We start from the raw sequence: 23,101 nt of genomic DNA on the forward strand, positions 1-23,101 counted from the left end.
TTGTCAGTTTGTATTTACTTTATTTGTCTCGCATGTTAAAATGTTTACGTAAAGCAACCGAATAGCTTATGTATTTCTGGAGGAGCCTGTCATCATAGGGTTCTTTTTGTCTTTTTTCAGTCGACATTTAGGAGCCTGTGATTACAGGCTCCTTTTTATTTTGACTAAAGGGGGAAACTACATGCTCATTTTTCAACTAGCAGTCATCCTGATTGCCTCCAAAATTGCCGGGGACATCAGCGTCCGGCTAGGTCAACCGTCTGTGCTTGGCAAGCTGTTGATCGGGATTGTTCTCGGCCCTACCGTTTTGGGGCTGGTGACAGACACAGAAATCATCAAGGAAATTAGCCAGATTGGTGTCATCCTCCTCATGTTCGTTGCCGGATTGGAAACTGATATCAATGAATTCAAGCGTACAGCCAAAGCCTCTACCAACGTAGGTGTTGCTGGGATCATCGTTCCGCTGGCTTTAGGCTATGGTGCTGGGATCGCGATGGGACTGTCCTCCGTTGAATCCATCTTTTTGGGACTACTGCTCTCTGCGACTAGTGTAAGTATCTCTGTACAAACATTGAAGGAATTGGGCAAGCTAAAGTCGAGAGAGGGCGCTACGATCATGGGGGCCGCTGTTATCGATGATGTTCTTGTGATTTTGGCACTCGCCTTCCTGATGAGTTTTGCTGGCGGAGATGTGAATCTAGGCATGGTTATTTTGAAAAAGGTAGCCTTCTTCGCCGTGATTATCCTGCTCTCCTGGAAAGTGGTTCCGTGGGTATTAAAAAAATTCGCTCCGCTGCAAGTCACAGAATCCGTGATTTCAGCCGGATTGATTATTTGCTTCCTGTTTGCGTACTTCGCAGAATACACAGGTGTCGCAGCCATCATCGGTTCGTACATCGCAGGCGTTGCCATCAGCCTGACTAATTACAGACACGAGGTAGCAAGCAAGGTTGAGACGATCAGCTACTCCATCTTTGTACCTGTGTTTTTCACTTCGATCGGAGTAACTGCACAGTTTTCTGGAATTGTGCAAAACCTTTGGCTGATTGTGATTCTGAGTATTGTGGCAATTGTTTCCAAACTCGTAGGTGGTGCAATTGGGGCTAAGCTGTCCGGGTTCCCGTGGAAAAATTCGATGGCAATCGGAGCAGCCATGGTATCACGTGGAGAGGTTGCATTGATCATTGCTGCCATCGGGTTGGAAAGCAACCTGCTGACCGAGGACATGTTCGCCGTATTGATCGTCGTCGTACTCGTGACCACGATCGTAACTCCACCGATGATGAAATGGCTGTTCTCCGACAAGCATCAAGGGACAGAGTCACCTGCTCTGAAAAAGAATGCGTAAGAAAACCTCTATATGCTTATAGAGTAAAAAACAGGCAGTTCCTCGTCTACGGACAAAAAGGAGCTGCCTGTTCTCGTTTTTATTTCGTTTCCCGGTGCAAAGTGTAGCGCTTTAACCGCGGGGAATACTTCTTTAATTCCAGACGTTCTGGATGGCTGCGCTTATTTTTCGTCGTAATGTAATTGCGATCTCCCGTTTCTGTGCACTGCAGTGTGATATTGACTCGCATAATATCCCTCCTGTCGATACGTTATACTGCTGTCTCTACAACCGTGTCTGCTGTCGGCAAAGGATCTGGCAGCTCGCTCCAGTCAGACGCGTATTCTTCATCTGTCAACAAACAAGCATCTAGCTGCTCTTCTACCGCTGCCTGATCCAGCTCAATCCCGATGAATACCAGCTCAGTGATCCGATCCCCATGTACTTCATCCCATGTCGCTCTCCAGTCAGGGTCGTCTGCCAAAACCGCCAACCTCTCTTCCTCCGGCAACGCCGCCGTCCAATAGCCTGCGGTGCCAATCTCAATAGAAGGACCTGCCTGACTCAGAGTCATCGCCAAATCATTGCGAGTCGCCAGCCAAAAAAATCCTTTTGCACGAACGACTTCCTCTGGCCAGGCTGTCAGCCATTCACTAAAACGCTCAGGATGAAAAGGTCTACGTCCGCGATAGACAAAGGAGGAGATGCCATATTCATCTGTTTCCGGCGTGTGCTCTTCCTTTTGCAGCTCCATCACCCAGCCTGCCGATTGACTAGCCTGCTCAAAATCAAACAAACCTGTATTCAAAATCTCGTGTGGGTCCACCTGTCCCCGTTTGGAGCGAATCAAGCGAGCATTCGGCTGCAGCTTGCGCAAAACGCCTTCCAGCTGCAACAAATCCTCCGGTGCGACCATATCGCATTTATTGAGAATCAGGACGTCACAAAACTCGATCTGGCTAATCAAAAGGTCCACCACTTCACGGGTATCCTCTTCCCCCACCGCCTGATTTCGGTCGAGCAAGCTGTCTCCAGAGGAAAAGTCGTGCCAAAAACGGTAAGCATCAACCACCGTTACCATCGTATCGAGACGGCATAGGGCAGACAGATTAATTCCGTTTTCTTCATCCACATACGTAAAGGTTTGGGCAACAGGCACGGGCTCACCAATACCTGTAGACTCGATCAGTATGTAGTCATATACGCCTGCCAGCGCAAGTCTCTCTACTTCTGTCAGCAAATCCTCCCGCAGCGTGCAGCAGATGCAGCCATTGGACATTTCCACGACCTTTTCCTCGACCCGAGAGAGTCCGCCGCCTTGAGAAATAAGCGCACCATCCACGTTTACCTCACTCAGGTCGTTCACGATAACGGCAACGCGCAGTCCGTCCCGATTGTTCAGCACATGATTAAGCAGAGTCGTTTTTCCAGCTCCCAAATAACCGCTCAGAACTGTAACCGGTATTCTTTTATCGTTCATGAGAGTAATCTCCTTTTCGTTATTAAAACGTAACAATTACGATTTAATCGTTATACTACTTCATGCAAGTTGAGTGTGTCAATACAAAACGTAATGTTTACGATTTAATAACCAAAAAAGACAACAAGAAACCCCCTTTTCACTTTGAAAAGAGGGTTCTCCTGCTTACTTCTGTTTGATTAGATTCATTGAAATGGCTTCTCCATACATACCGTTCACTGGTTGGTAAACTCCACGATCATTCAGCTTCTGCTGCTCCACAAGTGGTGCTGGATGATTGTCCTTCCATGTAAACAGACTGTAATTCTTGCCAGTCGCGGTCGGCATCGTCACAAGGATGTCCGGGACTTGATCGTGATTGGCATCACCAATAAACAGCTTAGGGAGAATACCACTATTCTGCTCTCCGACTGAAACGACGATCTGCTGATTATGCTTTCCTTCGCGAACGACAATTCGCAGATCCTCGGCAACAATATTCATTGCGCTTCCCATTTTATCACCGATCAAAAAAACGTGATCCTTTACTCCGTCTCCCGTTACATCAGCATACTTGGTATCGAGCACGTAGGTAGTATCCCGCCTCATGCTAAATCCGCTGTTGATTTCAACGTCAGGCGAAGGCATATTGTCCCAATCTCCCTGGTTGACGGTTACGCCGAGAAGCTGCGGCTGATCATTCACGATGTTCCACACACTCGTTGCTACTGCAATCCGATCCTCGCCATTCACACCCCAAAGGGTTTGCTGACCCTTCCAGCGCAAATTGCCATTTGCATCCGTAAAAGGCACTAGCTGAACGAGCTTTTGCGCAAAACCAGTGGTGTTTTTTTGCAGCTTGCCATCTCCTTGATAAATACCCAAGCTGAGATACTCTGGTTTGTTGGCAGATACATCGAATGTATTTACTGCTTTTGTCCGATTATTCGTTACCTTTACCTTGAATCCATCAAGAAACTGTATGGAAAATGGAATGTTATGCTGAGATTGCAATAAGACCATCGAGGCATATGTTTGTGTTTTTGCTGTATTCGCAAGAGCTTTATCGACTCCCAAGCCAGAAGCAATCAGAAGCCCGCTACTACACAGGATAGCTGCCAAGGTTTTTAACCCTTTTTTCATAATATCGTCCTCCTTTTTTACTTCCCTCTCCCCACTTCTTAAACGGAAAAATCAGGGGAAATGTTGCTAGTAAATTTTCCTAAGTTTCTTAGCACTTTTTTACCGGTTTGCAACAACTTTCACGGATGGTCAGGCTACAATAGAGTCAAATGGATACATCTATGGAAAGGAACAGATCGAATGAAAAAGGCCTGGCTTTACTCTGCCGTGCTTCTCGCCGCGCTTCTTGGCGGATGCGGATTTACTGATACACCAAATGAATTGATGCGCGCTCCAACAGCAGATGGCGATCAAAAATCAATTAATCAAGCCGTTATGCAGTTTTTGCCTCCCGGCTCTCAATTGACCGTGCCGCTTCATCCCAGTGAGGCGAGCGCAGTTACTCTCCAGGATTTGACGGGAGATGGCAATCCAGAAGTTGTTGCCTTTTTTAAAACAGAAAAAACCGATTATGAGATCGGTGTGCTCGTGCTCTCTCAAAAGCAAGGCAACTGGGCAAAGCTCGCCTCTTTTACGGGAATAGGCAGCGAGCTGGACTACGTCACGTTTGAGGACCTGAACGGAGATCAATTGCCCGAAATGCTGATTGGCCTTGGCGGAGGAGAGAATCTGAACAAGGAGCTCTCCGTTTACTCCATTACCCAAGGACAGGTTCAAGAGCTGATCAAACAGCCGTATTCTGTCATGGCAGTAGGTGACCTCACAGGCAATGGCCTCTCTGACTTGGCACTTGTCCTGCACGACCATAATAACTTTACATCCAAAGTAGATATCTACGGAGCTCAGGACGGAAAAGTAGCGAAGCTGACAGAGCTGCCGCTGGAAGGCGCGATCAATGGATATGAACAGGCAATTATTGGAAAAGCCTCTCCTACTCAGAATGGGTTATTTATCGAGGCGGGGCTTGGCGCACATTCCGCTTCTACTGAATTGTTAGTGTGGGATGAGGGAAAGCTGCACAACCCGCTAGCCAAAATTGACGGAGAGATGGACCTGACTTTTAAGCCGTATTCCTTGTATAGTGAGGATATTAACGGAGATGGCATCATAGAGATTGGGGTAACGACACAGCCTCCGGGAACCGATGATTTGTCGATGGCCGAGATTCCATGGGTCTCTTCTTATTTTCAATGGGATCAAATGTCTGGACTGAAGCCGATTGAAGAGCACTACCAAAACTTCTTAATGGGGTATGATTTCCGCATTCCTGACAAATGGGAAGGAAAGTACACAATCACTTCCTCTGCCCAAGACCCGAATTCCATGCTTACACGTTTCTTTTTCTATGCCGATAACGGAAAGACAAAGGCAGAGCTGCTTACTTTGCAGACTGTCCCTACGAAAGAGTGGGCCAAATTCGAGAGCATGCTTAAACAAAAGCAGGTGCCCTATATTGTGCTGAAAGAGGCAACCAAGCAGGTGCTGGTAGCCATCCAGCCGCAAGTCACCCCTACTCTAGGGAAGTCTGCCAAGCAAGAGTACAAATCCCTGCTGCTGACACCTGATGAAGTTCGCAAGCATTACAAACCGGTAACCATGCCGATGTAATAACCGCTGGACGTCCTATAAGCACCTATGAAAATGACCGCAACCTACTCAATAGCAAGGGGAATCACGTATGAAGGTATTACTGCTGGAAGATGAAAAATCGATTCGCGACTTTGTCCGCATCAATCTAAAGCGGGAAGGCTACACAGTGGTCGAAGCAGCAACTGGCGAAGAAGCATTGGAGATCGCGGAGAGCCAAGCTGATATCGACATCGCGATTTTAGATGTGATGCTGCCGGGCATCGACGGCTTCGAGGTCTGCGGTCGGTTACGCAAAAAATATCCTCGTCTCGGGATTATCATGCTGACAGCCAAAAGTCAGGAGCTAGACAAAGTAATGGGATTGGAGTTTGGGGCAGATGATTATGTAGGAAAACCGTTTAGCCCAGCTGAGCTGCTGGCGAGAATCAAAGCGCTGCACCGCCGACTCGCTCCTGTGACGATTATCGCGGAGCATCGAAATGAAATCGATATCTCCCCTTTCACCTTGCTCTTGGATGAACGGAAGCTGATTCGGGGCGATCAGGAAATCGTTTTGACGCCAAAGGAATTTGCGATTATTAAGCTGCTCGCTGAAAATGCCAATAAAGCGATTAGTCGCGATGAGATTTTGACAGCAGTCTGGGGACAGTTCTTTATTGGCGATCTGAAAATTGTCGATGTGAATATACGGCGTATCCGTCAAAAAATCGAGCAGGACCCAGCCCATCCTGCCTTTCTGGAGACCGTTTGGGGGTACGGATACTTATGGCGAAAGGACACTCATGATGAAAGGAATTAGGACCAGGCTCGTTGTTTATTTCGGCCTGATCCTCCTCTTGATCGTTCTATTGCTCGAAGGATTGTTCTATTGGGCGGTTCACTCCTACTATTTTGGAACTGCTACCGAGGCATTAGTGACTCGTACCACGACTTTTACCAACTTTATCAATAAGTACACGACCAGCTATTCACTTAAAGACAAAGCACGATATATTCTTGAGAACGTTTCGAATCAAGAGTACGCCAAGGTTGAAGTATTGGACATTGATGGAAGGGTCCTCCTCAACTCGTACGGCTTTCAAACAGGCGAAATCATCCAAACTCCTGATGTCATTGATGCCTTGAAGGGTCAATCCGGACTTCATATCGGGAGGAACCCGAAAACAAAAGAGCGGATCATCGCTGTGTCCAATCCGCTCCTTTTTGCCAATGAGTACATCGGCGTATTGCGCTACACGATCTCTGCAGAACCGCTCTACCATGCAGTAAATCGGATCGCCATGTACGGTGCTGGAGTCGGGGCTGGCGTGGTCATCCTTGCCTTTGCACTCAGTTTATTGATTGCCAAGCGCATCGTAGATCCGATCAAGGATTTGACCAAGGCTGCGACGCAAATGGCAAAAGGCAACTTTACCACTCGAGCCACCAAACGCTATGACGATGAAGTCGGAACACTAGCTGATGCCTTCAATTACATGGCGGCTGAGATCGGCAAAAATGAAAAGCTGAAAAATGACTTCATCTCCTCCGTTTCCCATGAGCTGCGAACACCCCTAACCTCAATTAAGGGCTGGGGTGAAACGCTGATCTCCGGGGGTCTGGACGAACCGGAAGAAACCATGCTCGGGCTGGAGGTCATCTCCAAAGAAACTGATCGACTCATCGGCTTGGTCGAAGAGCTTCTGGACTTCTCCAAGTTTCAATCGGGAGAAATGAAGCTATGCCAGGAGCGAATGGATATACGGGATGTACTGGACGATTTGTATCTGCAATTTACTATTCGTTCCCAGGAAAAACAGGTGGACCTGCATCTGGAGCTTCCCTCATCACCACTACTTGTCATGGGCGATCCCAACCGACTCAAGCAGGTCTTTGTTAACTTATTGGATAATGCCTTTAAATTCACCCCACTTGGCGGCTCCATCACTGTTTCTGCCGAAGCTACCGGAGACAGAGCCATTGTTACCGTCACCGATACGGGAGAAGGCATTGACACCGAGGATTTGCCACACATCACCAGAAAATTTTACAAAGGGCGCTCAAAGCAGTCAGGAAGCGGTCTGGGGCTTGCCATTTGCAAAGAAATCATTCAGCTGCACGCTGGCCAATTTCACGTCAGCAGCTCTGTAGGTCACGGAACGAGCATCACAGTCGATTTGCCGATGGAAAAGGAAAAATAAAAACAAGGGTAGGATGAGCCGTTGCAGCTCCCTACCCTTCTTTTTTACACAGAACCGACTAGCCCCGGCTTTTTCCCTTTTAACGGGTTTGTTTTTTCAATCGCATACCCTACATTCAATACCGTTCCTTCCTGCAAGGCCGGTCCAAAAATTTGCAAGCCAACTGGCATACCGTCATGCAGTCCGCACGGAACCGTCAGCGCTGGGAGACCCGACAGATTGCCCGGTCCTGTAAAGCGAATAATATGGTCAATCAAATCAACCTTTTCTCCATTAATCACCGCTTCATTATCCCCAATGTTCGGAACGATGAGCGGCAAGGTCGGTGCCAGCAATACGTTTACTTTTTCAAAGATTTTTTGGAAGTCCTGTTTAATTTGTCTTCTCAGCTGTTGTGCCTGCAAATAGTCTACTGCCGATGGAATCTCACCCAGCTCGAACAAGAGGCGAATATCTGAACCGAAATCATCCGGACGCTTGAGCAAATCCCGATGATGGATAGCCGCAGCCTCTGACAAAATCGTGATCATCTCCGCATACTCCGCATATTTCAGCGACGGAATGCTGACCTCCTCTACTCTCGCGCCCTGATCGACTAGCGATTGGATCGCAGCTCTCACCAGCTTTTCGACGCCCGCATCTACATTTTTAAAGAAGTACTCTTCATTGACACCAATGACGAGATTGCTCACATCTCCCGTGAGCGCCGCTGTATATTGGCTGACAGGCGCATTGACCGAAGTCGGATCATTCGGGTCATAGCCTGCAATAATCTCCAGCAATCCTGCGGCGTCCCTCACTGATTTCGTCATGGGACCGATATGATCCAGGGACCACGCGAGCGGGAAGCAGCCGTATTTGCTGACACGACCATGCGTCGGCTTCAAGCCTACAATCCCGCACGCTGAAGACGGGATACGGATCGAACCCGCCGTATCAGTACCCAGTGTGGCTACACTCATATCAGCAGCGATGGCAGCACCTGATCCGCCGCTGGAGCCGCCTGGAATTCTTTCGAGATTCCACGGATTACGGCATGCTCCGAAGTGAGGGTTGTTGTTCGTGATCCCCCACGCATACTCGTGCATATTCAATTTTCCGGGAAAGACGATGCCCGCCTCTCTCATCTTTGCGATGATCGTCGCATCGTAGTCGGATACAAAATTCCGATGAATTTTGGAGGCCATCGTGGTTACTTCATTTTTAAAGTACAAATTATCCTTGATACCCATCGGGATGCCGTGATACATCCCGCGATATTTGCCTGCCGCTATTTCCTGATCTACCTTTTCCGCTGTTTCTTCCGCCTGCTGCCTCGTAAAGCTGATATAGGCATTCACTGTATGATTAAGCGTCTCGGCATGATCCAATACCGCTTGCGTCAATTCCAGCGAGGAGACCTCCCTCTTTTCAATCAGAGGCGCCAATTCTTCGACCGATTTGCCAACCAGCTCTTTACTCAATGTGATCACCTCCTGGAATGTTGCGCAGCGCGATATCGTAATCATCCAATAGCGCTTGCTCCGTTTCCCGTTTTAAGTCTTCAATCGCTTGCCAGCGCGTTGCCAGCTCATCCAGGTGCTCTCTCGGTACCGTCACACCTTTGCTTTCCAAGACATCAAGAATAAATAATTTCAATGCAAGTCCTCCTCCTTTTTGTGCGGTCGAAAACTTTTGAAAATATTATTCGCTGTCTTCTCTACTGAACCCGCCATCCTCCTTTCCCTTTGAAGCTATGGTAATCGCAACTATCATGCCAATTGCCCGCCTTTGACAGGACAAGCAGGGAAAATGAAACGGTGTTGCAATATAAAACATAAATAACAAATATTCTGATTTTTGTTATATGATAAATGTAGTTTGACTGCTCGTCCCAATGTGAGACGGCTTTCTCAAAGCGGGACAAGATGAAACGGAGGGATCACGTGCATATCAAAGTGGGGTTATTGTTTTCGTTAACAGGCACAACTGCGCTCACCGAAAAAGGACAATGTGATGCAGCTAGATTGGCCATCGAAGAAGGTAGCCATGGACCATACCAAATAGAAGCGATCGTTCGTGATATTTGTTCCGATCCGAGAAAAAGTGCACAGGAAGCAGAAGCGATGGCCAAGGAAGGCGTCCAGATCTTCATCGGATGCTACACATCTGCCTGCAGAAAAGCGATTCTACCGGTACTGGAAAAATACAATTGTCTTCTAGTCTATCCCACTTTATATGAGGGACAGGAATGTCATCCAAACGTGATCTATACCGGAGAATTACCGAATCAGCAGGTACATACGCTACTGGATTATTTGACATGCCATTATGGAAAACGGGTTTATTGCATCGGCACAGATTATGTCTACCCGCGTGAAACGAATCAGCAGGTACATTCATTTTTACATGCTCGCAACGGTGCAGTCGTAAAGGAGCATTACGTCCCTTTTGGACATCAGCATTTTCAAGACGTATGGTGCGATATTCTCTCCCAAGAACCGGATGCTATTTTCTCCACCCTTGTTGGAAAAAGCATTATTCCTTTTTACCGGGATCACCATCGCATAGGGGCAAAGCGTAAAAGAGTCCCGATTTTTAGTCCGATCACGAAGGAAACAGAGCTGGAAGCGATTGGCACTGAATATGGTGCTGGTCATTACAGCTCTGCCAGCTATTTTCAATCCCTTTCTACCGCGGAGAACCTGGCATTTATCCGTCGTTTTCAACAATTCACAGGAGAGAGACGCGCGATCTCCTCTGTCATGTATAACACGTATCTTGGAACAAAGATGGTTTTGGACACGATCGTGGAGGCGAAGAGTACCAACCATCGGAAAATTTATGAGCATATGAGCAAAAAAACATTTGAAACGGCATGCGGAACGATGCTGGTGGATGTTCCTCATCGCCACTTGTCACGCCCAGTCAAAATCGGGAAATCTCTTCCCAACGGTCAGTTTGAGATCGTGTGGGATTCGGAGCGAAACATATTGCCGAGGCCTTTTCCCGCAAGCAACAAGCCCTCCCCTCCCTTACATGAATTGGCGCTAAAAGCATGGGGGCAACTAAGCGAGGAGGCTGTACTCGTCGTATCTGACCAAGGAACCGTCATGTACATGAGCAGCAAGGCAGAAGAGCTGACTTCGTTTACCCTCGGGCAATCAGTCACGCCCGCTATGCTCCAAACGATGCATCAAGCCTTTTTGGTCACTGCCCATCGCGAGCAGCATTACCAGTTTTATTTGTTGAAGCCAAGAATGACCTCTGTGCTCCCTACTCTGCGAGCTTCTCGTTTCGGTCGTATCCAGACGGTACATCTCGGCTATCAACGAGAGCTGGAAATAGCCAAGCTGGCTGCACAATCCTCTGCCAATGTGTTGATTCTGGGTGAAACTGGGACAGGTAAAGAAGTAATGGCTGAATCGATCCATCGGGAAAGCGAGCGGAGAAATGGACCCTTCATAGCAGTGAACACAGCTTTATTGCCAAAGGATTTAATTGCAAGCGAGTTGTTTGGGTTTGTGGATGGGGCTTTTACTGGAGCTAAAAAGGGCGGGGCAATCGGGAAATTTGAGGCCGCGCATAATGGCACGATCTTTTTGGACGAGATTGGGGATATGCCGCTTGAGCTTCAGGTGGTGCTGCTTCGCGTGATTGAATCAAAGAAAATTGTGAGGCTCGGCGACTCCAGAGAGCGTGCGATCAACGTACGGATCATCGCAGCCACTAACCGCAACCTCCCACAGGAAATTGCCGTCAATCACTCGTTTCGTCCTGATCTGTTTTACCGGCTGAATGTGTTGTCGATCACAATCCCTCCCCTCCAGGAACGACCGGAAGACATTGAGCACCTCTGCCAGGAATTTATACACGAATGCTTCCTGACCTATGGAGATGGACCACAATCCTTTCAGAAAGAGGCGCTGCACTCCATTGTGCATTACCCATGGCCAGGAAATATTCGCGAGCTGCGTAATGTAATTGAACGTGCTTTTCTTTTAGCAAGGCAGGAACAATCGGAAATAACGCTGGAGCACTTGCCTCCCAGCATGAGAAGCGGCGATTACATTTCGCAGCAGCCTGCTCGATCCAACTCGTTGAAAAGCCTGGAAAGACAAGTCATCGAGCAAGCATTGCAAAAAACAAAATCAGTAACCGAAGCATCACAGTTTCTGGGCATCGCCAGAAGTACGTTATATCGAAAAATTAAAAGCTATTATTGATAACCAGCTGGTCCAGACCAAAACGGGCAGTCGGATGTGCCTGCACGCTTGCTTTTCCAACCGTCAGCATTAATGTTGGCAAAAAGCGGGACGGGATATTCAATTCCTTGATCAACGCATCACGGTTGTATCCACCCATTGGGCATGTGTCATAGCCTTTTGCTTTTGCTGCAAGCATCAGCTGCATCGCTGCATACGAAGAATTGCGGATGGCTTCGTCACGGGCAATCTCCGGGTTAGCTTTGTAAGCTCCTTCGATTTGCGCAATCATCGTGTCACGTACGGATTCGTTCATTAGACCGTTTGCAACAGCCTCGTCATAAACAGGACGTGCCGACTTGTCTGCTTCCAAATCGCCCAATATAATGATGGTGGCGTAGGCGTCCACTACTTGCTGCTGATTGTATGCGATCGGGAGCAATTTTTCTTTTATCGCCGGATCAGTCACTACGAGGAATCGCCAGTGTTGCAGGTTCCAGGAAGAAGGAGCACTTGCTGCCAGTCGCAAGATTTCGTTCAGCTCTCCTTGAGGAATCGTTGCTGTAGGATCGTATTTACGTACGCTATGACGCGCTTCCATTACTTGCTCGGTTGTCCATTTGAGTTCAGTTTGCATGTGTATCTATACCTCCTGCGAGTATTAGCATGTGAAATTGATGAAACTTACTTTAATATAGTTAGGAACGATTTGCAACTATATTTTTTGTCCATATAGCCTATTTTTATTGTTTGAAGGAGGATTCCATGAGATACACGGATAACATTGTCATCGTCACGGGTGCAGGTCACGGAATTGGCCGGGCTGTAGCCAATATGTATGCCTCTTGTGGCGCACATGTAGTAGTCGCCGAACGCAATCGTGATACAGGAGAGGCTATTGCTCACGAGATCAACTCGCAAACCTCTGACGGGAGCGCTACCTTTTATCAGATTGATGTGAGCCAGCCAAAAGAGATTGAACAGCTGATGCAAACGGTTTTTGAACGCCACGGCAGGCTCGATGTTTTGATTAATAATGCGGGTGTGACCAAATGGGAATCTCCCTATGATCTGACGGTAGACGCTTGGGATTCCATCCTAAATACCAATCTGCGCAGTGTGTTCCTCGCATCCAGGGAAGCTGCCAAAATCATGCGCCAGCAAAAACACGGCTTTATCGTTAATCTAACGTCAACTCGCGCCCATATGTCTGAGCCTAATACCGAAGCCTACGCTGCTTCCAAAGGCGGCATTCTCGCTCTGACACATGCGCTTGCTGTCTCCCTCGGTCCTGATGGCATTCGGGTAAATGCGATTTCGCCCGGATGGATTGAAACGGGTGACTACTCCCTCCTACGTCCCGAAGATCATGAACAGCATCCTGCTGGTCGTGTAGGCACCCCTGATGATATCGCTCGCGCTTGCTTGTTCCTGACGCAAAAGGATAATGATTTTATTACGGGAACAGAGCTTGTCATCGATGGCGGAATGACGCGCAAGATGATTTACCTCCCCTAAGAAAACCTTTATCGAAGCCTTCTCAGGGAGGAGCGACCGCGTTTTAGTGGAAGCTTTCCATGGGCTCCGGAATTCATAAGCGTCGCGCTTATTAATTCCTACACGTTAAAGCTAAACCAATGCCCCTCCTGTTGAATATCTTAGATATACCAAGAGATAAAGGAGGAGTAGTAGTATGCCTTTTGAAGAAGAAGATCTCAGGCTTATCGCACTCTGGTTGCTTGCTATCGGGTATCTGATTCTCGCCTTTACCGAATTGGCTGCCCTCAATTATTGACGCAAAAGAAAGCCACTCGTTTTTTACACGAGTGGCTTTCTACTATTTCATCCCCCGATGGATTACCACGTTTTAAATGGAGGCGAGCCCGGCGCCTGATGCTGGATTTGCTCCATAATCGGATAACCGTACGCCAAAATGATCAGGAATGCGACCAGTCCGATCCATACAGGCCAACGCTCCAGAATACGCGGTACTTCCTGCTTGGTTTCTGTCTCTCCAATCGGATACTCGGTATTCCCTTTTGGTGCGTAAAAGGTCAGGTACAGCAAAATCAGAATCATGAGAATCGCCGATACAAACAACAGTCCGCCACCGAAAGCCATTACGCGTTGGTAGTCCATCCAGCCAAGTGCCAGCGGATGATCCATGTATGTTGTGTAATCTGTACGGCGCGGCGCTCCTTGCAAGCCCATGGTGTGCATCGCCAGGGACATCAGGAACATCCCTACCGCCCAAAATACGGTTTGCACCATCGCCATGCGATTTGCCGTCTTGGTCAACGTGCGACCTGTCAGGGCTGGAACCAGCCAGAAGCTGACCCCGAAGAACGTCATGGCAACTGCGGCACCTACTGTGATATGGAAGTGACCTGTTACCCAGATCGTATTGTGAACGACAGCGTTGATCTGGTTACTTGCGTTAATAATTCCCCCTGCCCCACCAGGGATAAAGAACAGCATACCGACGAATGGAGCAAAGAAGCGAACATCAGTCCAAGGCAGCTTTTTGAACCAGCCAAACAGCCCAACTCCGCCCTTTTTACGTCCAGACGTTTCAAAAATCGCAAACATCGAGAAGGCTGTCATCAACGATGGTATAACGACGATCAGTGTGAGTGTTACGTGAATCATCTTCCAGCCTGCCGAGATACCTGGCTCCATCAGCTGATGGTGGAAGCCTACAGGGATCGAGAACAGCAGCAGCAAAATAAAGGCGAGACGGCTGAGCGAGTCACTGAATACGTGTCCGCCGATAATCCTTGGAATACATACATACCATGCCATGTAAGCAGGCATCAGCCAGAAGTATACGAGCGGATGTCCGAAGAACCAGAACAAGGTGCGGCTAAGCATGACGTTAATCGTTGGCGTGAGTCCAAGCGACCACGGAATGAGCTGAAACAATACTTCTGCAGCTACCGGAAGCGTAGCGATAATCCACATAATATAGGTGGTTACTGCCATGAACAGGAACAGTGGGGACATTTGCCCTTTGTTTTCCCGTCTCCATTTGCGATAGCTCGTAAAGACACTGATTCCCGCAATCCAGCTACCCACTACCAGCAGCGCTGCGCCGATGTAAAAGTAAGGCGACGCTTTTAGCGGTGCGTAAAAGGTGTATAATACCGAAGCTTCATTTCTTAAAATGGTGACGACAGCCATCGCTGTACCGACCACCATCATAATCCATCCAATCCAGCCCAGCTTCAAAGCTGTACCGTGCAAAGCACCGCCTGTCGTGCGAGCAACACCTGAGAAAATAAATCCAACGATGAAAAACGTGGTAAAAATAAGTGCCATCAATACGCCGTGCGCAGTCAAAATTTGATAGTAGTTCGTCCAGCTAGGCAGCTCCATGATGCCGCCCCGCACCATCCCTTGCAGCATTCCCGCCAATGCTGCGAGTCCGAATGCCACATACGCTACCCAGACGTAAGCCAGACTTAGCTTTGCTGTTGCTGGAGCGATCGGAGCATGTGAGATCTTTGTCTCTTCTTTTCGTGCGATTACCATCCATTATCACCTACCTTTTATTTCACAATAATTGTAGTCGCCATCACCTGATGACCTGCTCCACAATACTCGTTGCAAAGAATTAAGTACTCACCCGGTTTGTCAAACGTATAGGTGGCTGAGCTGATATGTCCTGGCAATACCATGAAGTTGACGTTTGTCTCAGGGATTTGGAAGCCGTGAATGACATCAGGACTGGTTACGTGGAAATTCACCGTGGAGCCAACCGCTACTTCCATTTTCGTGGGAGAAAAACCAAACGCGAAGGCTGTCATGTAGGCGTCAAATTCCTTTTCCCCTACCTGCTTTAAGCCTGGTTTATCAAAAGGAGGTGTCTCCATTACTTTTTCTGGATCAATCATCTCCATGTTACTTGGCGGAGCCATCCCCATCGCGAATGCATTGACGCACAATAAGACAATAAACAAGGCCAAGCCGCCTGCGCCAAGCATCAACCAAATTTTTTCAAAACGATGCAAATGCATAAGTACCCTCCTTCTCTATCCTCTTATGCCCGTTCCAGGAAAAGACCGAATACACCAAACCAACTGAGGAGAATAATACCTCCGACGATTAGCACGGCAGCAAACGTCCCTTTCAGGTTTTCCTCCGGCTGTGTCTTTTCTTGTTTGGATTTCTTAGTTTGACCCGGAGTGTTTGTTTGCGTCTCCATCGCGCTCTCCTCCTTTCCTAGTGCCCTTGTGGGGCGTGGTTACTTTACGCCTTCATTCTACCGCTGGGACTAGTTGGAAGTAATTCGGGGAAATCCCCTAAAATGGTCGGGGAAACTCCTGATATTCGGTGGTTTCGGACACAAGTTGGACATAAAGCCCCGGGGGGGCCGAACAGTAGTGGTGGGGAGGAAACGGGAGAAAACGCTACAGGTACTTGGGCCCCTAGCGCTGGGGATTGACTGGACGCCTCCATGGAAAAAGGGAAACCGCGTCCAAAGCAGACGATTTCAGGGAGCTTTTTCAAGGTGGACGCTTAAAAGCGTGTTTCCCTTTTTCCACTACGGCTCGGTCTGGGTCCCAAAGACCTTCGCTAATTTCTCCCGTTTCCTCTGCGAGCTGACACTTCTGTTCGTGACTTAAAAACATAAAAAAACGTCTGAAAGCATTTGCTCAGACGTTTTTCTACCTATTCTTATTCAAAATCTAGCCAGCCCTTTTTGATCGCATATCGCACGAGATCGGGGCGTGTACGCAGGTGCAGCTTTTCCATGATATGTGCTTTGTGTGATTCGACTGTTTTTACTGAGACAGTCAGCTGCTCGGCGATTTCCTTGTTGCTGAAGCCTTTGACGATGAGGACGAGCACTTCCTTTTCCCGGTCGGTGAGGATTTCGTATTTCGCCTGCTCTTCGCCGTTTTTGACCATCTGCAAAAACTCCTCAATCAAGGACTTCGTTGCAGACGGGTATAGATAAGCCATGCCGTTGTTCACCGAACGGATAGCAGCGATCAGGTCGAGGTCAGGTGCGCTTTTTAAAATATAGCCCGCCGCCCCTGCCTGAAGGACACGGAATAAATATTCCTCATCATCGTGCATGGTCAATACAAGCACTTGAATTTCAGGCGCTGTTTCCTTCAGTCTGGCTGTTGCCGTCAATCCATTTTCACCTGGCGGCATGCTCAGGTCCATCAGCACGACGTCGGGCCGAATTTCCCACGCTTTTTCACATGCTTCTTTGCCGTCAGCGGCATACGCGACAACTTCCATGTCTGCCTGAGCATTGATCAGCATGCCCAAGCCAGATCGCACGATGGCATGGTCGTCAGCGATTAACACGCGAATGGTCATCTTCTATCCCCTCCTTTGGCAACGGAATCCGCACAATTACAGTCGTACCCTCATTCGGCGCAGAACGGATATCTACCGTTCCGCCAAGCAGCTGGGCACGCTCCTTCATTCCGAATACCCCTAAGCCCTTGCCTGTATTGAGAGCTTTGTCTACCTCAAAGCCGATACCGTCGTCTACAACCGTAACCAAAATTTCTTTTTCCCGGTCCTCAAACACGATTCCAAGCTGGCTCGCCTGTGCGTATTTCGCGGTGTTGGTCATCGCTTCCTGCACAATCCGGTACAAGGCTGTCTCCATCGCTGCCGGATATCTTCGACGTGTACCTTGCGTATGCAGCTCTACCTGGATGTTAAAGCTCTTTTCCACTCGTTTCATCAGCGAACGAAGAGCCGGCAACAAGCCCAGATCGTCGAGAGCAGACGGACGCAGCTCCAGGGCCATCCGCTTTACTTCTTCCATCGCTTTGGATGTCATATGCAGCAGATCCGTTACGTGCTGTCTGATCGGATCGCTCAAATTTCCTTGCCCGACGACATTCAGACCGACCAAAATACTGTACAAGGCCTGACCTACCCCATCGTGAAGCTCGCGGGATATACGCTTGCGCTCTTCTTCCTGCGCCTGAATCGCAAAATTGGTCAGCTTATTTTGATAGCATTCCTTTTCAGCCCGTTGCTGTGCTGACATATCACGCAGAATCATTACCATTTTGCCGTTTGACTCTTTCGGCAGCTGCGCAGAGCTTGCCGCTACAGGGAACTCCTTGCCTTCCTTTGTGCGTAGTCGCATTTCGAAAGACGGCATTTGCACCTGCTTGAAAAAGCAGTCCGTACAAGTAGACTCTTCCATGCACGTCGCCATCCCGCGACATATCTCACATATGTGTTTGACCCCAACCAGCTCTTCTTCCGACCAGCCTGTCATCTGCTCCAACGCAGCATTCACTTTTACAATCAATCCATCACGGTCGATCACCAGGATCGCATCACTCACGTTGGCAAAGATGGACTGAATCAGAGAAATCGCTTCATTTGACGTACCCAGTTCTTCTTTCCACGTCCCCATGACGCTCCTCCTTGCAGACAATCATCTTAACGCTATTGTAGAGTTTACGCGCACGAAAGTGTATCAGGGAATTCCCTTAACCTAAGAGGTTTCAGCCGATTTTGAAGAAAACCTTTGCATAGTACAAAAAAACAGGACAGCCTGCGCCGTCCCGTTCTCATTATTATTGTTCTACAATCTCTACTACGATTTTCTCAGCAACACCGATTGGCGGCAAGCTGCGAGTCAGTTTAGGGCCATAAAAAGCGTAAACTTGCATGTCTGCTTTCAGCTCTTCTGGCTTCATCACCTTGTTGTCTCTTGCACTCACGATCACGGTATCCTTGTTAATGATCAGCGCTACCTTTTCAGGGGATGTCGCTGTCAGACCACGACCTTCTACCAGCATTTTGTAGGTGCCTTCCTGGTCTTTCTCGACGCTAACTACTTTGCCGGCTGTGCCTACTACTTCCTGAGCTTCTAGGCTATCTTTTACTACGATAGTGATCGCGCCAGTTTGCGGCGGCATGCTCATCGCCATGTATTTTTGGTGTGTTGCTTCGATCTCCATGCCCAGCTTCAAGTCTTCTGGCTTCAGCTCTTTACCCGCGGCATCTGTAATTTTGGTCTTCTCGTCCAGGTGCAAAACGATTCCAGTCTGGTATCCATCGATCAGAATCGACATTTTGCCATTCTCGGTTTTATTGATGTTTGTAATGGTGCCTGTACGTACAGGCGCTTTTTCAGCTTCTTCATCCACGACTGTCACCGCACTATCGGATACATTTACTTCTGCTTGCAGGATTTCGTCAACAAAGGCGACTGGTACATAGGTGCTGCCGTTTAACAGACGCGGTTCAGCTCCCAAAGTTTTGTACATTTTAGCGAATGGGTAGCGATCCTCTCCTGCCTTTGCATAGCTGGAAATCGCACCTTTTTGTACCTCTGCTGCTTTTACCTGCTCATTCCAGGCTACCTTGAATCCGAGTGATTCTGCTACTGGGCGAAGTGGAACCAGAACGGTTTGTTGCTGCTTATCGTAAATCGCTGCTTGTGTGATAGCAACTCCATTAATATTTACGGAGAGTTCTTTTACTGGTTCGGAGGTCGCCGATACTACGTTGGTTCCCAAAACGGCGAGTGCCGCCAAAGTCATCATACCTGTACGTATTTTTTTCATGCTGTTCCAGCCTCCAATATTTGTGTGTGTTTTAGTTTGTCTACTCCTTGGACGACAGCATTTCAAAAAACGTTTCAAAAAAATTTTATGGCTGTGTTTGCATCGTTGCATTCCGCGGCATCGGAACGTCCGGCTTCCCTGTCGGGTTGTTGTATAAATAGTTGGGAACCTTGCCGACGATCAGTGCTTCGGTAATCGGAATTTCCGTTGTAACGGTCTGCTGCTTGGTCGCAAACGGAATGATCACTCGCAGATCAACCTCGACATAAATGTAAACCGTCACCAGCACCATGTTGATTCCCGCCTGCTTAAGACGAGTCTCCAGCCGCGTCTTGACAGCCCCGATGGGGACAAACGATACCGGAATATCCGGTCCGAGGTGCTCCAGGAAAACGTTTTTGGTCGCCAAGCCGAGCGGTATCGTCGTTTTGACATTTTCCTGCTCGAATTCCTTTAGACGGTTTTGAATCCGCGCGGTCGTTTCACCGACGATGCGGGAGTACTCCTTGAAATTAAAATTGACCGCCTTGATGCTGCCTTCCCCGTCTTTTTCCATGATGACGATCTCGTTGAAATCTACGCCTTGCTGGGTCAGTCGTTTCGTCACTGCATCCGTAATCGCGAGCTTCGCCACCTGATCGGCCTTGGACTGGGCAATTAGCATAAGCGTTGGCTCAACCCGTTTTTCCGCAACAATAAACAGAATGAACAGACCAATGATCACGAATAGCGTAATCACTATGATCTTTCTGCCTCGACTTCGCCTACCCCCTCTTTTAAAGCGCACGTGTGACTCCCTTTCCCCCGCATTACGCTACGGCTTTTTCGTGAGTGATTTAGTCAGGACGAACCGTACGCATAGACGAGCGTTTTTGCTTGCTTGCGCGTGGGCGACCGCTCGTTAGCACTCCGCCAATTCCAGCCACAAACGTAGGGATACCGGATGTAACCAAAATCAATGCCCAATCCCGGAAATTCAGATCGGTCGTCTTAAAGATCGGCTGCAGTGCATCAATATAGACGACACCAAGCACCAGTACGAGTGAAGAAATAACCGCCCAGACGAGGTACTTGTTTTCAAATACATTTCGATGAAAAACGCTGTATTGGCTGCGGCAATCAAATACGTGAATGAGCTGTGCCATCACCAATGTGACAAAAGCTACAGTCTGTGCATGCACGAGGTCATTCGGGTCCTCGCGCAAGGTTAACCAGAAGGCAAGCAGCGTCATGGCTCCAATCAAAAATCCGCGACTAATAATTTTCCACCCTAAGCCGCGACTGAAAATATTTTCGGACTTGTTGCGCGGATGCTGGTACATCGTGTCCTTCTCCGCCTGATCCACACCCAAAGCCATTGCTGGCAACCCGTCTGTGACCAGATTGACCCACAAAATCTGAATCGGGACCAAAGGCAGAGGCATACCGAGAATCATCGCGAAAAACATGACGAGAATTTCACCAACGTTGGAAGCAAGCAGGTAGCGGATAAATTTTCGGATGTTGTCGTAAATGTTGCGGCCTTCCTCCACCGCTGCAACGATCGTGGCGAAGTTGTCATCACGAAGCACGAGATCAGCTGCTTCCTTGGTCACATCCGTGCCCGTGATTCCCATCGCAATCCCGATATCAGAGGTCTTGATTGCTGGTGCATCGTTGACGCCATCTCCCGTCATCGCTACCACATGCCCCTTGCTTTGCAAGGCACGGACAATGCGCAGCTTGTGCTCCGGGGAGACACGCGCGTAAACGGTTACCCGCTCAGCGTATTCTGCCAGCTGGGTATCGGACATGCTGTCCAGCTCACGACCTTCAAGCACTTCACCGTAGCCACGCATAAGACCGATCTGGCGGGCGATGGCTTCTGCTGTCACCTTGTGGTCGCCAGTAATCATCACGGTCTTGATGCCTGCTTGATGGCACAGGCTGATGGCGGGGCGCACTTCTTCACGCGGTGGGTCAATCATGCCTGCCAAACCGACAAATACGAGATTGCTTTCGACGGAATTGATCGGTTGGCCTGGTCGATAGCCTTGCAGTGTTTTATAGGCAAAAGCCAGCACGCGCAGAGCCTTACCAGCCATTCTCTCTGTCTGCTCCAGCACCTGATGGCGAAGCGTAGCCGACAACGGCTGCAGCTCCCCTTTCCAGAGAATGTGGGTAGACCTCGCCAGCACCGCTTCCGCTGCTCCTTTGGTCAACAGCGAGTAAACTCCATCTGTTCCCTTTTCCACAACAGACATCATCTTACGTTCAGAATCAAAAGGAAGCTCTTCTACGCGTGTAGACTGTAGTCCATCCTTTTTGCGATCTTGACTGCCTTGTTGTCCTTTTGCCGCCAAGACCTTGAGTGCTCCCTCGGTCGGATCACCGATGACCTGCCAAAAGCGACTCGTCTTCCCTACTCCTAATATATTTCGGGTGCTCGATTCCTCGCAGGTCAGACGGGCGTTGTTGCAGCGCTCTGCGATCCGCAGAATTTGGTTGAGTGCTCCATCCCGACCTACCGATACCGTCTTGCCCTGATAATGAAAAGAGCCTTCTGGTTCGTAGCCGCTGCCGCTCACCTCGTACATCGTATCGCTATGCCACACATGGGTAACAGTCATTTTATTCTGCGTGAGTGTCCCTGTCTTGTCAGAGCAAATAACAGAGGCGCACCCTAAAGTCTCCACAGACGGCAGCTTGCGCACAATTGCATTGCGCCGAATCATACGCTGTACCCCGAGTGCCAGAGCTACCGTCACGATTGCTGGCAAGCCTTCTGGAATTGCCGCTACTGCCAGGCTCACTCCGGCGAGGAACATGGTAAACAGATCATGCCCATGCCATACCCCTGCACCAATGACCACGATCGTCAGCAATACTGCGACGACTACGAGAATTTTGCCCATTTGCTCCAGGCGCATCTGCAGCGGCGTCTCCACTTCCTCTGCCGTGTTCATCAGATGAGCAATCTTCCCGATCTCCGTGCCCATTCCGGTAGCTACGACGATGCCGCTGCCTGTTCCGCCCGTCACCATCGTTCCCATAAAGCCGAGGTTCTTTTGGTCTCCCAGCGGCACCTGCACATCAATCGCATGCTCGATTGTTTTTATCGTTTTGCCGACAGGTACAGACTCTCCCGTGAGCGCAGACTCTTCAATCTCCAGCCGGTTTGCTGAGATAAGACGCATATCGGCCGGTACCCGGTCACCCGACTCTAAAAGCACGAGATCACCAGGTACTAGACGGGAAGCTGGGATCATCGCGAGGTGTCCATCACGCATGACACGGGCCATCGGCGAAGCAAGCTCCTTTAAAGCTTGCAGCGATCGCTCTGCCTTTGCCTCCTGAATAAATCCGAGAATGCCGTTAATGATGATGATTGCGATAATCGTAATCGCATCGAGGTATTCTCCGAGGAAGTAAGAAATCAACGTGGCGATGAACAAGATGAGAACCATGAAATCCTTGAACTGGTCAACGAAGACCGCGTAGAGAGGCTTTCGCTTGGTCTCAGCCAACTGGTTGGCACCGTGTTTAGCCAGTCGCCGCTCTGCCTCCTGCTGAGTCAATCCCTGCGCCGCATCGCTATGAAGGGCATCGGTCACGTCGGCCGCTGCCAGCGTGTACCATTTTCGAATTGGCTGTGTATCCACCTACATCTCCTCCATCCACTTCTCACTCCTTCTCATGTGTATGCAGACGAGCCAGAAAATAAAACAACCCGTCCCTCT

Annotated in this window: 20 protein-coding genes; 6 read left to right on the top strand and 14 right to left on the bottom strand. The window is 49.0% G+C overall.

The genetic code is table 11. From position 1 onward, the window contains the following. The first annotated feature begins 181 nt into the window (after positions 1–181). Positions 182–1,348 (top strand): cation:proton antiporter, encoded by a 1,167-nt coding sequence (locus C3B52_RS19740; protein WP_103108120.1) that lies wholly within the window; start codon positions 182–184, stop codon positions 1,346–1,348. A gap of 79 nt (positions 1,349–1,427) precedes the next feature. Here the strand turns inward: C3B52_RS19740 and rpmG are convergent, their stop codons facing one another. The 3 genes from rpmG to C3B52_RS19755 all read right to left on the bottom strand — a co-directional run bounded on the left by rpmG (position 1,428) and on the right by C3B52_RS19755 (position 3,929). Further along, positions 1,428–1,577, bottom strand: coding sequence for a 50S ribosomal protein L33 (gene rpmG / locus C3B52_RS19745; protein ID WP_103108121.1), 150 nt, complete (start codon positions 1,575–1,577; stop codon positions 1,428–1,430). A 21-nt stretch (positions 1,578–1,598) separates the two neighbouring features. Beyond that, positions 1,599–2,807 (bottom strand): GTP-binding protein, encoded by a 1,209-nt coding sequence (locus C3B52_RS19750; protein WP_103108122.1) that lies wholly within the window; start codon positions 2,805–2,807, stop codon positions 1,599–1,601. Positions 2,808–2,972: 165 nt separating this feature from the next. Beyond that, on the bottom strand, positions 2,973–3,929 hold the full coding sequence (locus tag C3B52_RS19755; RefSeq protein ID WP_103108123.1) for a hypothetical protein: 957 nt from the start codon (positions 3,927–3,929) through the stop codon (positions 2,973–2,975). Between the two features lie 180 nt (positions 3,930–4,109). Between C3B52_RS19755 and C3B52_RS19760 the strand changes: the two genes are divergently transcribed. From C3B52_RS19760 to C3B52_RS19770, 3 genes are all read left to right on the top strand, one after another. Continuing rightward, the gene (locus C3B52_RS19760) at positions 4,110–5,477 is read left to right on the top strand and encodes a hypothetical protein (protein WP_103108124.1); all 1,368 of its coding nucleotides are present in this window, start codon (positions 4,110–4,112) and stop codon (positions 5,475–5,477) included. 70 nt (positions 5,478–5,547) lie between these two features. Next, complete coding sequence (locus tag C3B52_RS19765; RefSeq protein WP_103108125.1) at positions 5,548–6,258, top strand: response regulator transcription factor; 711 nt, start codon at positions 5,548–5,550, stop codon at positions 6,256–6,258. Further along, entirely contained in the window at positions 6,245–7,639 is a 1,395-nt protein-coding gene (locus tag C3B52_RS19770; protein WP_103108181.1) for a sensor histidine kinase, read from the top strand. Before C3B52_RS19765 ends, C3B52_RS19770 begins: the two co-directional genes overlap by 14 nt. A 44-nt stretch (positions 7,640–7,683) precedes the next feature. Here the strand turns inward: C3B52_RS19770 and C3B52_RS19775 are convergent, their stop codons facing one another. Next, complete coding sequence (locus C3B52_RS19775) at positions 7,684–9,102, bottom strand: amidase (RefSeq protein WP_103108126.1); 1,419 nt, start codon at positions 9,100–9,102, stop codon at positions 7,684–7,686. Then, a complete protein-coding gene (locus tag C3B52_RS19780; RefSeq protein ID WP_103108127.1) occupies positions 9,095–9,277 on the bottom strand; it encodes a hypothetical protein in 183 nt (60 codons plus the stop codon). The genes C3B52_RS19775 and C3B52_RS19780 overlap by 8 nt, the downstream gene beginning before the upstream one ends. A 287-nt stretch (positions 9,278–9,564) precedes the next feature. Here C3B52_RS19780 and C3B52_RS19785 point away from each other — a divergent pair, with 287 nt between their 5' ends. Next, entirely contained in the window at positions 9,565–11,844 is a 2,280-nt protein-coding gene (locus C3B52_RS19785; protein WP_103108128.1) for a transporter substrate-binding protein, read from the top strand. On the opposite strand, the gene C3B52_RS19790 is transcribed toward C3B52_RS19785, so the two are convergent. Beyond that, positions 11,828–12,460, bottom strand: coding sequence for a nitroreductase family protein (locus C3B52_RS19790; protein WP_103108129.1), 633 nt, complete (start codon positions 12,458–12,460; stop codon positions 11,828–11,830). The two genes, C3B52_RS19785 and C3B52_RS19790, sit on opposite strands and share 17 nt — an antisense overlap. A gap of 128 nt (positions 12,461–12,588) precedes the next feature. Here C3B52_RS19790 and C3B52_RS19795 point away from each other — a divergent pair, with 128 nt between their 5' ends. Continuing rightward, on the top strand, positions 12,589–13,341 hold the full coding sequence (locus C3B52_RS19795; protein ID WP_103108130.1) for a glucose 1-dehydrogenase: 753 nt from the start codon (positions 12,589–12,591) through the stop codon (positions 13,339–13,341). A gap of 339 nt (positions 13,342–13,680) precedes the next feature. On the opposite strand, the gene C3B52_RS19800 is transcribed toward C3B52_RS19795, so the two are convergent. The 8 genes from C3B52_RS19800 to C3B52_RS19840 form a co-directional block, all read right to left on the bottom strand. Further along, a complete protein-coding gene (locus C3B52_RS19800) occupies positions 13,681–15,354 on the bottom strand; it encodes a b(o/a)3-type cytochrome-c oxidase subunit 1 (protein ID WP_103108131.1) in 1,674 nt (557 codons plus the stop codon). A gap of 17 nt (positions 15,355–15,371) precedes the next feature. Further along, the gene (locus C3B52_RS19805; RefSeq protein WP_103108132.1) at positions 15,372–15,839 is read right to left on the bottom strand and encodes a cytochrome c oxidase subunit II; all 468 of its coding nucleotides are present in this window, start codon (positions 15,837–15,839) and stop codon (positions 15,372–15,374) included. A gap of 23 nt (positions 15,840–15,862) precedes the next feature. Beyond that, entirely contained in the window at positions 15,863–16,027 is a 165-nt protein-coding gene (locus tag C3B52_RS19810) for a cytochrome c oxidase subunit 2A (protein WP_103108133.1), read from the bottom strand. A gap of 473 nt (positions 16,028–16,500) precedes the next feature. Continuing rightward, positions 16,501–17,157 carry a response regulator transcription factor gene (locus C3B52_RS19820; protein ID WP_103108135.1) on the bottom strand — a complete coding sequence of 219 codons (657 nt, stop codon included), beginning with the start codon at positions 17,155–17,157 and terminating at the stop codon, positions 16,501–16,503. Continuing rightward, on the bottom strand, positions 17,132–18,223 hold the full coding sequence (locus C3B52_RS19825; protein WP_103108136.1) for a PAS domain-containing sensor histidine kinase: 1,092 nt from the start codon (positions 18,221–18,223) through the stop codon (positions 17,132–17,134). The genes C3B52_RS19820 and C3B52_RS19825 overlap by 26 nt, the downstream gene beginning before the upstream one ends. 163 nt (positions 18,224–18,386) lie before the next feature. Further along, positions 18,387–19,382: a copper amine oxidase N-terminal domain-containing protein gene (locus C3B52_RS19830; protein WP_103108137.1), complete on the bottom strand. Its 996-nt coding sequence runs from the start codon at positions 19,380–19,382 to the stop codon at positions 18,387–18,389. 85 nt (positions 19,383–19,467) lie between these two features. Then, the gene (yunB, locus tag C3B52_RS19835; RefSeq protein ID WP_103108138.1) at positions 19,468–20,169 is read right to left on the bottom strand and encodes a sporulation protein YunB; all 702 of its coding nucleotides are present in this window, start codon (positions 20,167–20,169) and stop codon (positions 19,468–19,470) included. Between the two features lie 49 nt (positions 20,170–20,218). Next, the gene (locus C3B52_RS19840) at positions 20,219–23,023 is read right to left on the bottom strand and encodes a calcium-translocating P-type ATPase, SERCA-type (protein ID WP_103108139.1); all 2,805 of its coding nucleotides are present in this window, start codon (positions 23,021–23,023) and stop codon (positions 20,219–20,221) included. Positions 23,024–23,101: the final 78 nt, after the last annotated feature.

Origin of the sequence: Brevibacillus reuszeri (assembly GCF_002897295.1) — a bacterium.
Taxonomy (GTDB): Bacteria; Bacillota; Bacilli; order Brevibacillales; family Brevibacillaceae; genus Brevibacillus; species Brevibacillus reuszeri_A.

What these genes read in the sequence shown, in the direction of transcription:
- C3B52_RS19740 (WP_103108120.1), top strand. Translation starts at nt 182, where the DNA reads ATGCTCATTTTTCAACTAGCAGTCATCCTGATTGCCTCCAAAATTGCC.
- rpmG (WP_103108121.1), bottom strand. Translation starts at nt 1,577, where the DNA reads ATGCGAGTCAATATCACACTGCAGTGCACAGAAACGGGAGATCGCAAT.
- C3B52_RS19750 (WP_103108122.1), bottom strand. Translation starts at nt 2,807, where the DNA reads ATGAACGATAAAAGAATACCGGTTACAGTTCTGAGCGGTTATTTGGGA.
- C3B52_RS19755 (WP_103108123.1), bottom strand. Translation starts at nt 3,929, where the DNA reads ATGAAAAAAGGGTTAAAAACCTTGGCAGCTATCCTGTGTAGTAGCGGG.
- C3B52_RS19760 (WP_103108124.1), top strand. Translation starts at nt 4,110, where the DNA reads ATGAAAAAGGCCTGGCTTTACTCTGCCGTGCTTCTCGCCGCGCTTCTT.
- C3B52_RS19765 (WP_103108125.1), top strand. Translation starts at nt 5,548, where the DNA reads ATGAAGGTATTACTGCTGGAAGATGAAAAATCGATTCGCGACTTTGTC.
- C3B52_RS19770 (WP_103108181.1), top strand. Translation starts at nt 6,245, where the DNA reads ATGAAAGGAATTAGGACCAGGCTCGTTGTTTATTTCGGCCTGATCCTC.
- C3B52_RS19790 (WP_103108129.1), bottom strand. Translation starts at nt 12,460, where the DNA reads ATGCAAACTGAACTCAAATGGACAACCGAGCAAGTAATGGAAGCGCGT.
- C3B52_RS19795 (WP_103108130.1), top strand. Translation starts at nt 12,589, where the DNA reads ATGAGATACACGGATAACATTGTCATCGTCACGGGTGCAGGTCACGGA.
- C3B52_RS19800 (WP_103108131.1), bottom strand. Translation starts at nt 15,354, where the DNA reads ATGGTAATCGCACGAAAAGAAGAGACAAAGATCTCACATGCTCCGATC.
- C3B52_RS19805 (WP_103108132.1), bottom strand. Translation starts at nt 15,839, where the DNA reads ATGCATTTGCATCGTTTTGAAAAAATTTGGTTGATGCTTGGCGCAGGC.
- C3B52_RS19810 (WP_103108133.1), bottom strand. Translation starts at nt 16,027, where the DNA reads ATGGAGACGCAAACAAACACTCCGGGTCAAACTAAGAAATCCAAACAA.
- C3B52_RS19820 (WP_103108135.1), bottom strand. Translation starts at nt 17,157, where the DNA reads ATGACCATTCGCGTGTTAATCGCTGACGACCATGCCATCGTGCGATCT.
- C3B52_RS19825 (WP_103108136.1), bottom strand. Translation starts at nt 18,223, where the DNA reads ATGGGGACGTGGAAAGAAGAACTGGGTACGTCAAATGAAGCGATTTCT.
- C3B52_RS19830 (WP_103108137.1), bottom strand. Translation starts at nt 19,382, where the DNA reads ATGAAAAAAATACGTACAGGTATGATGACTTTGGCGGCACTCGCCGTT.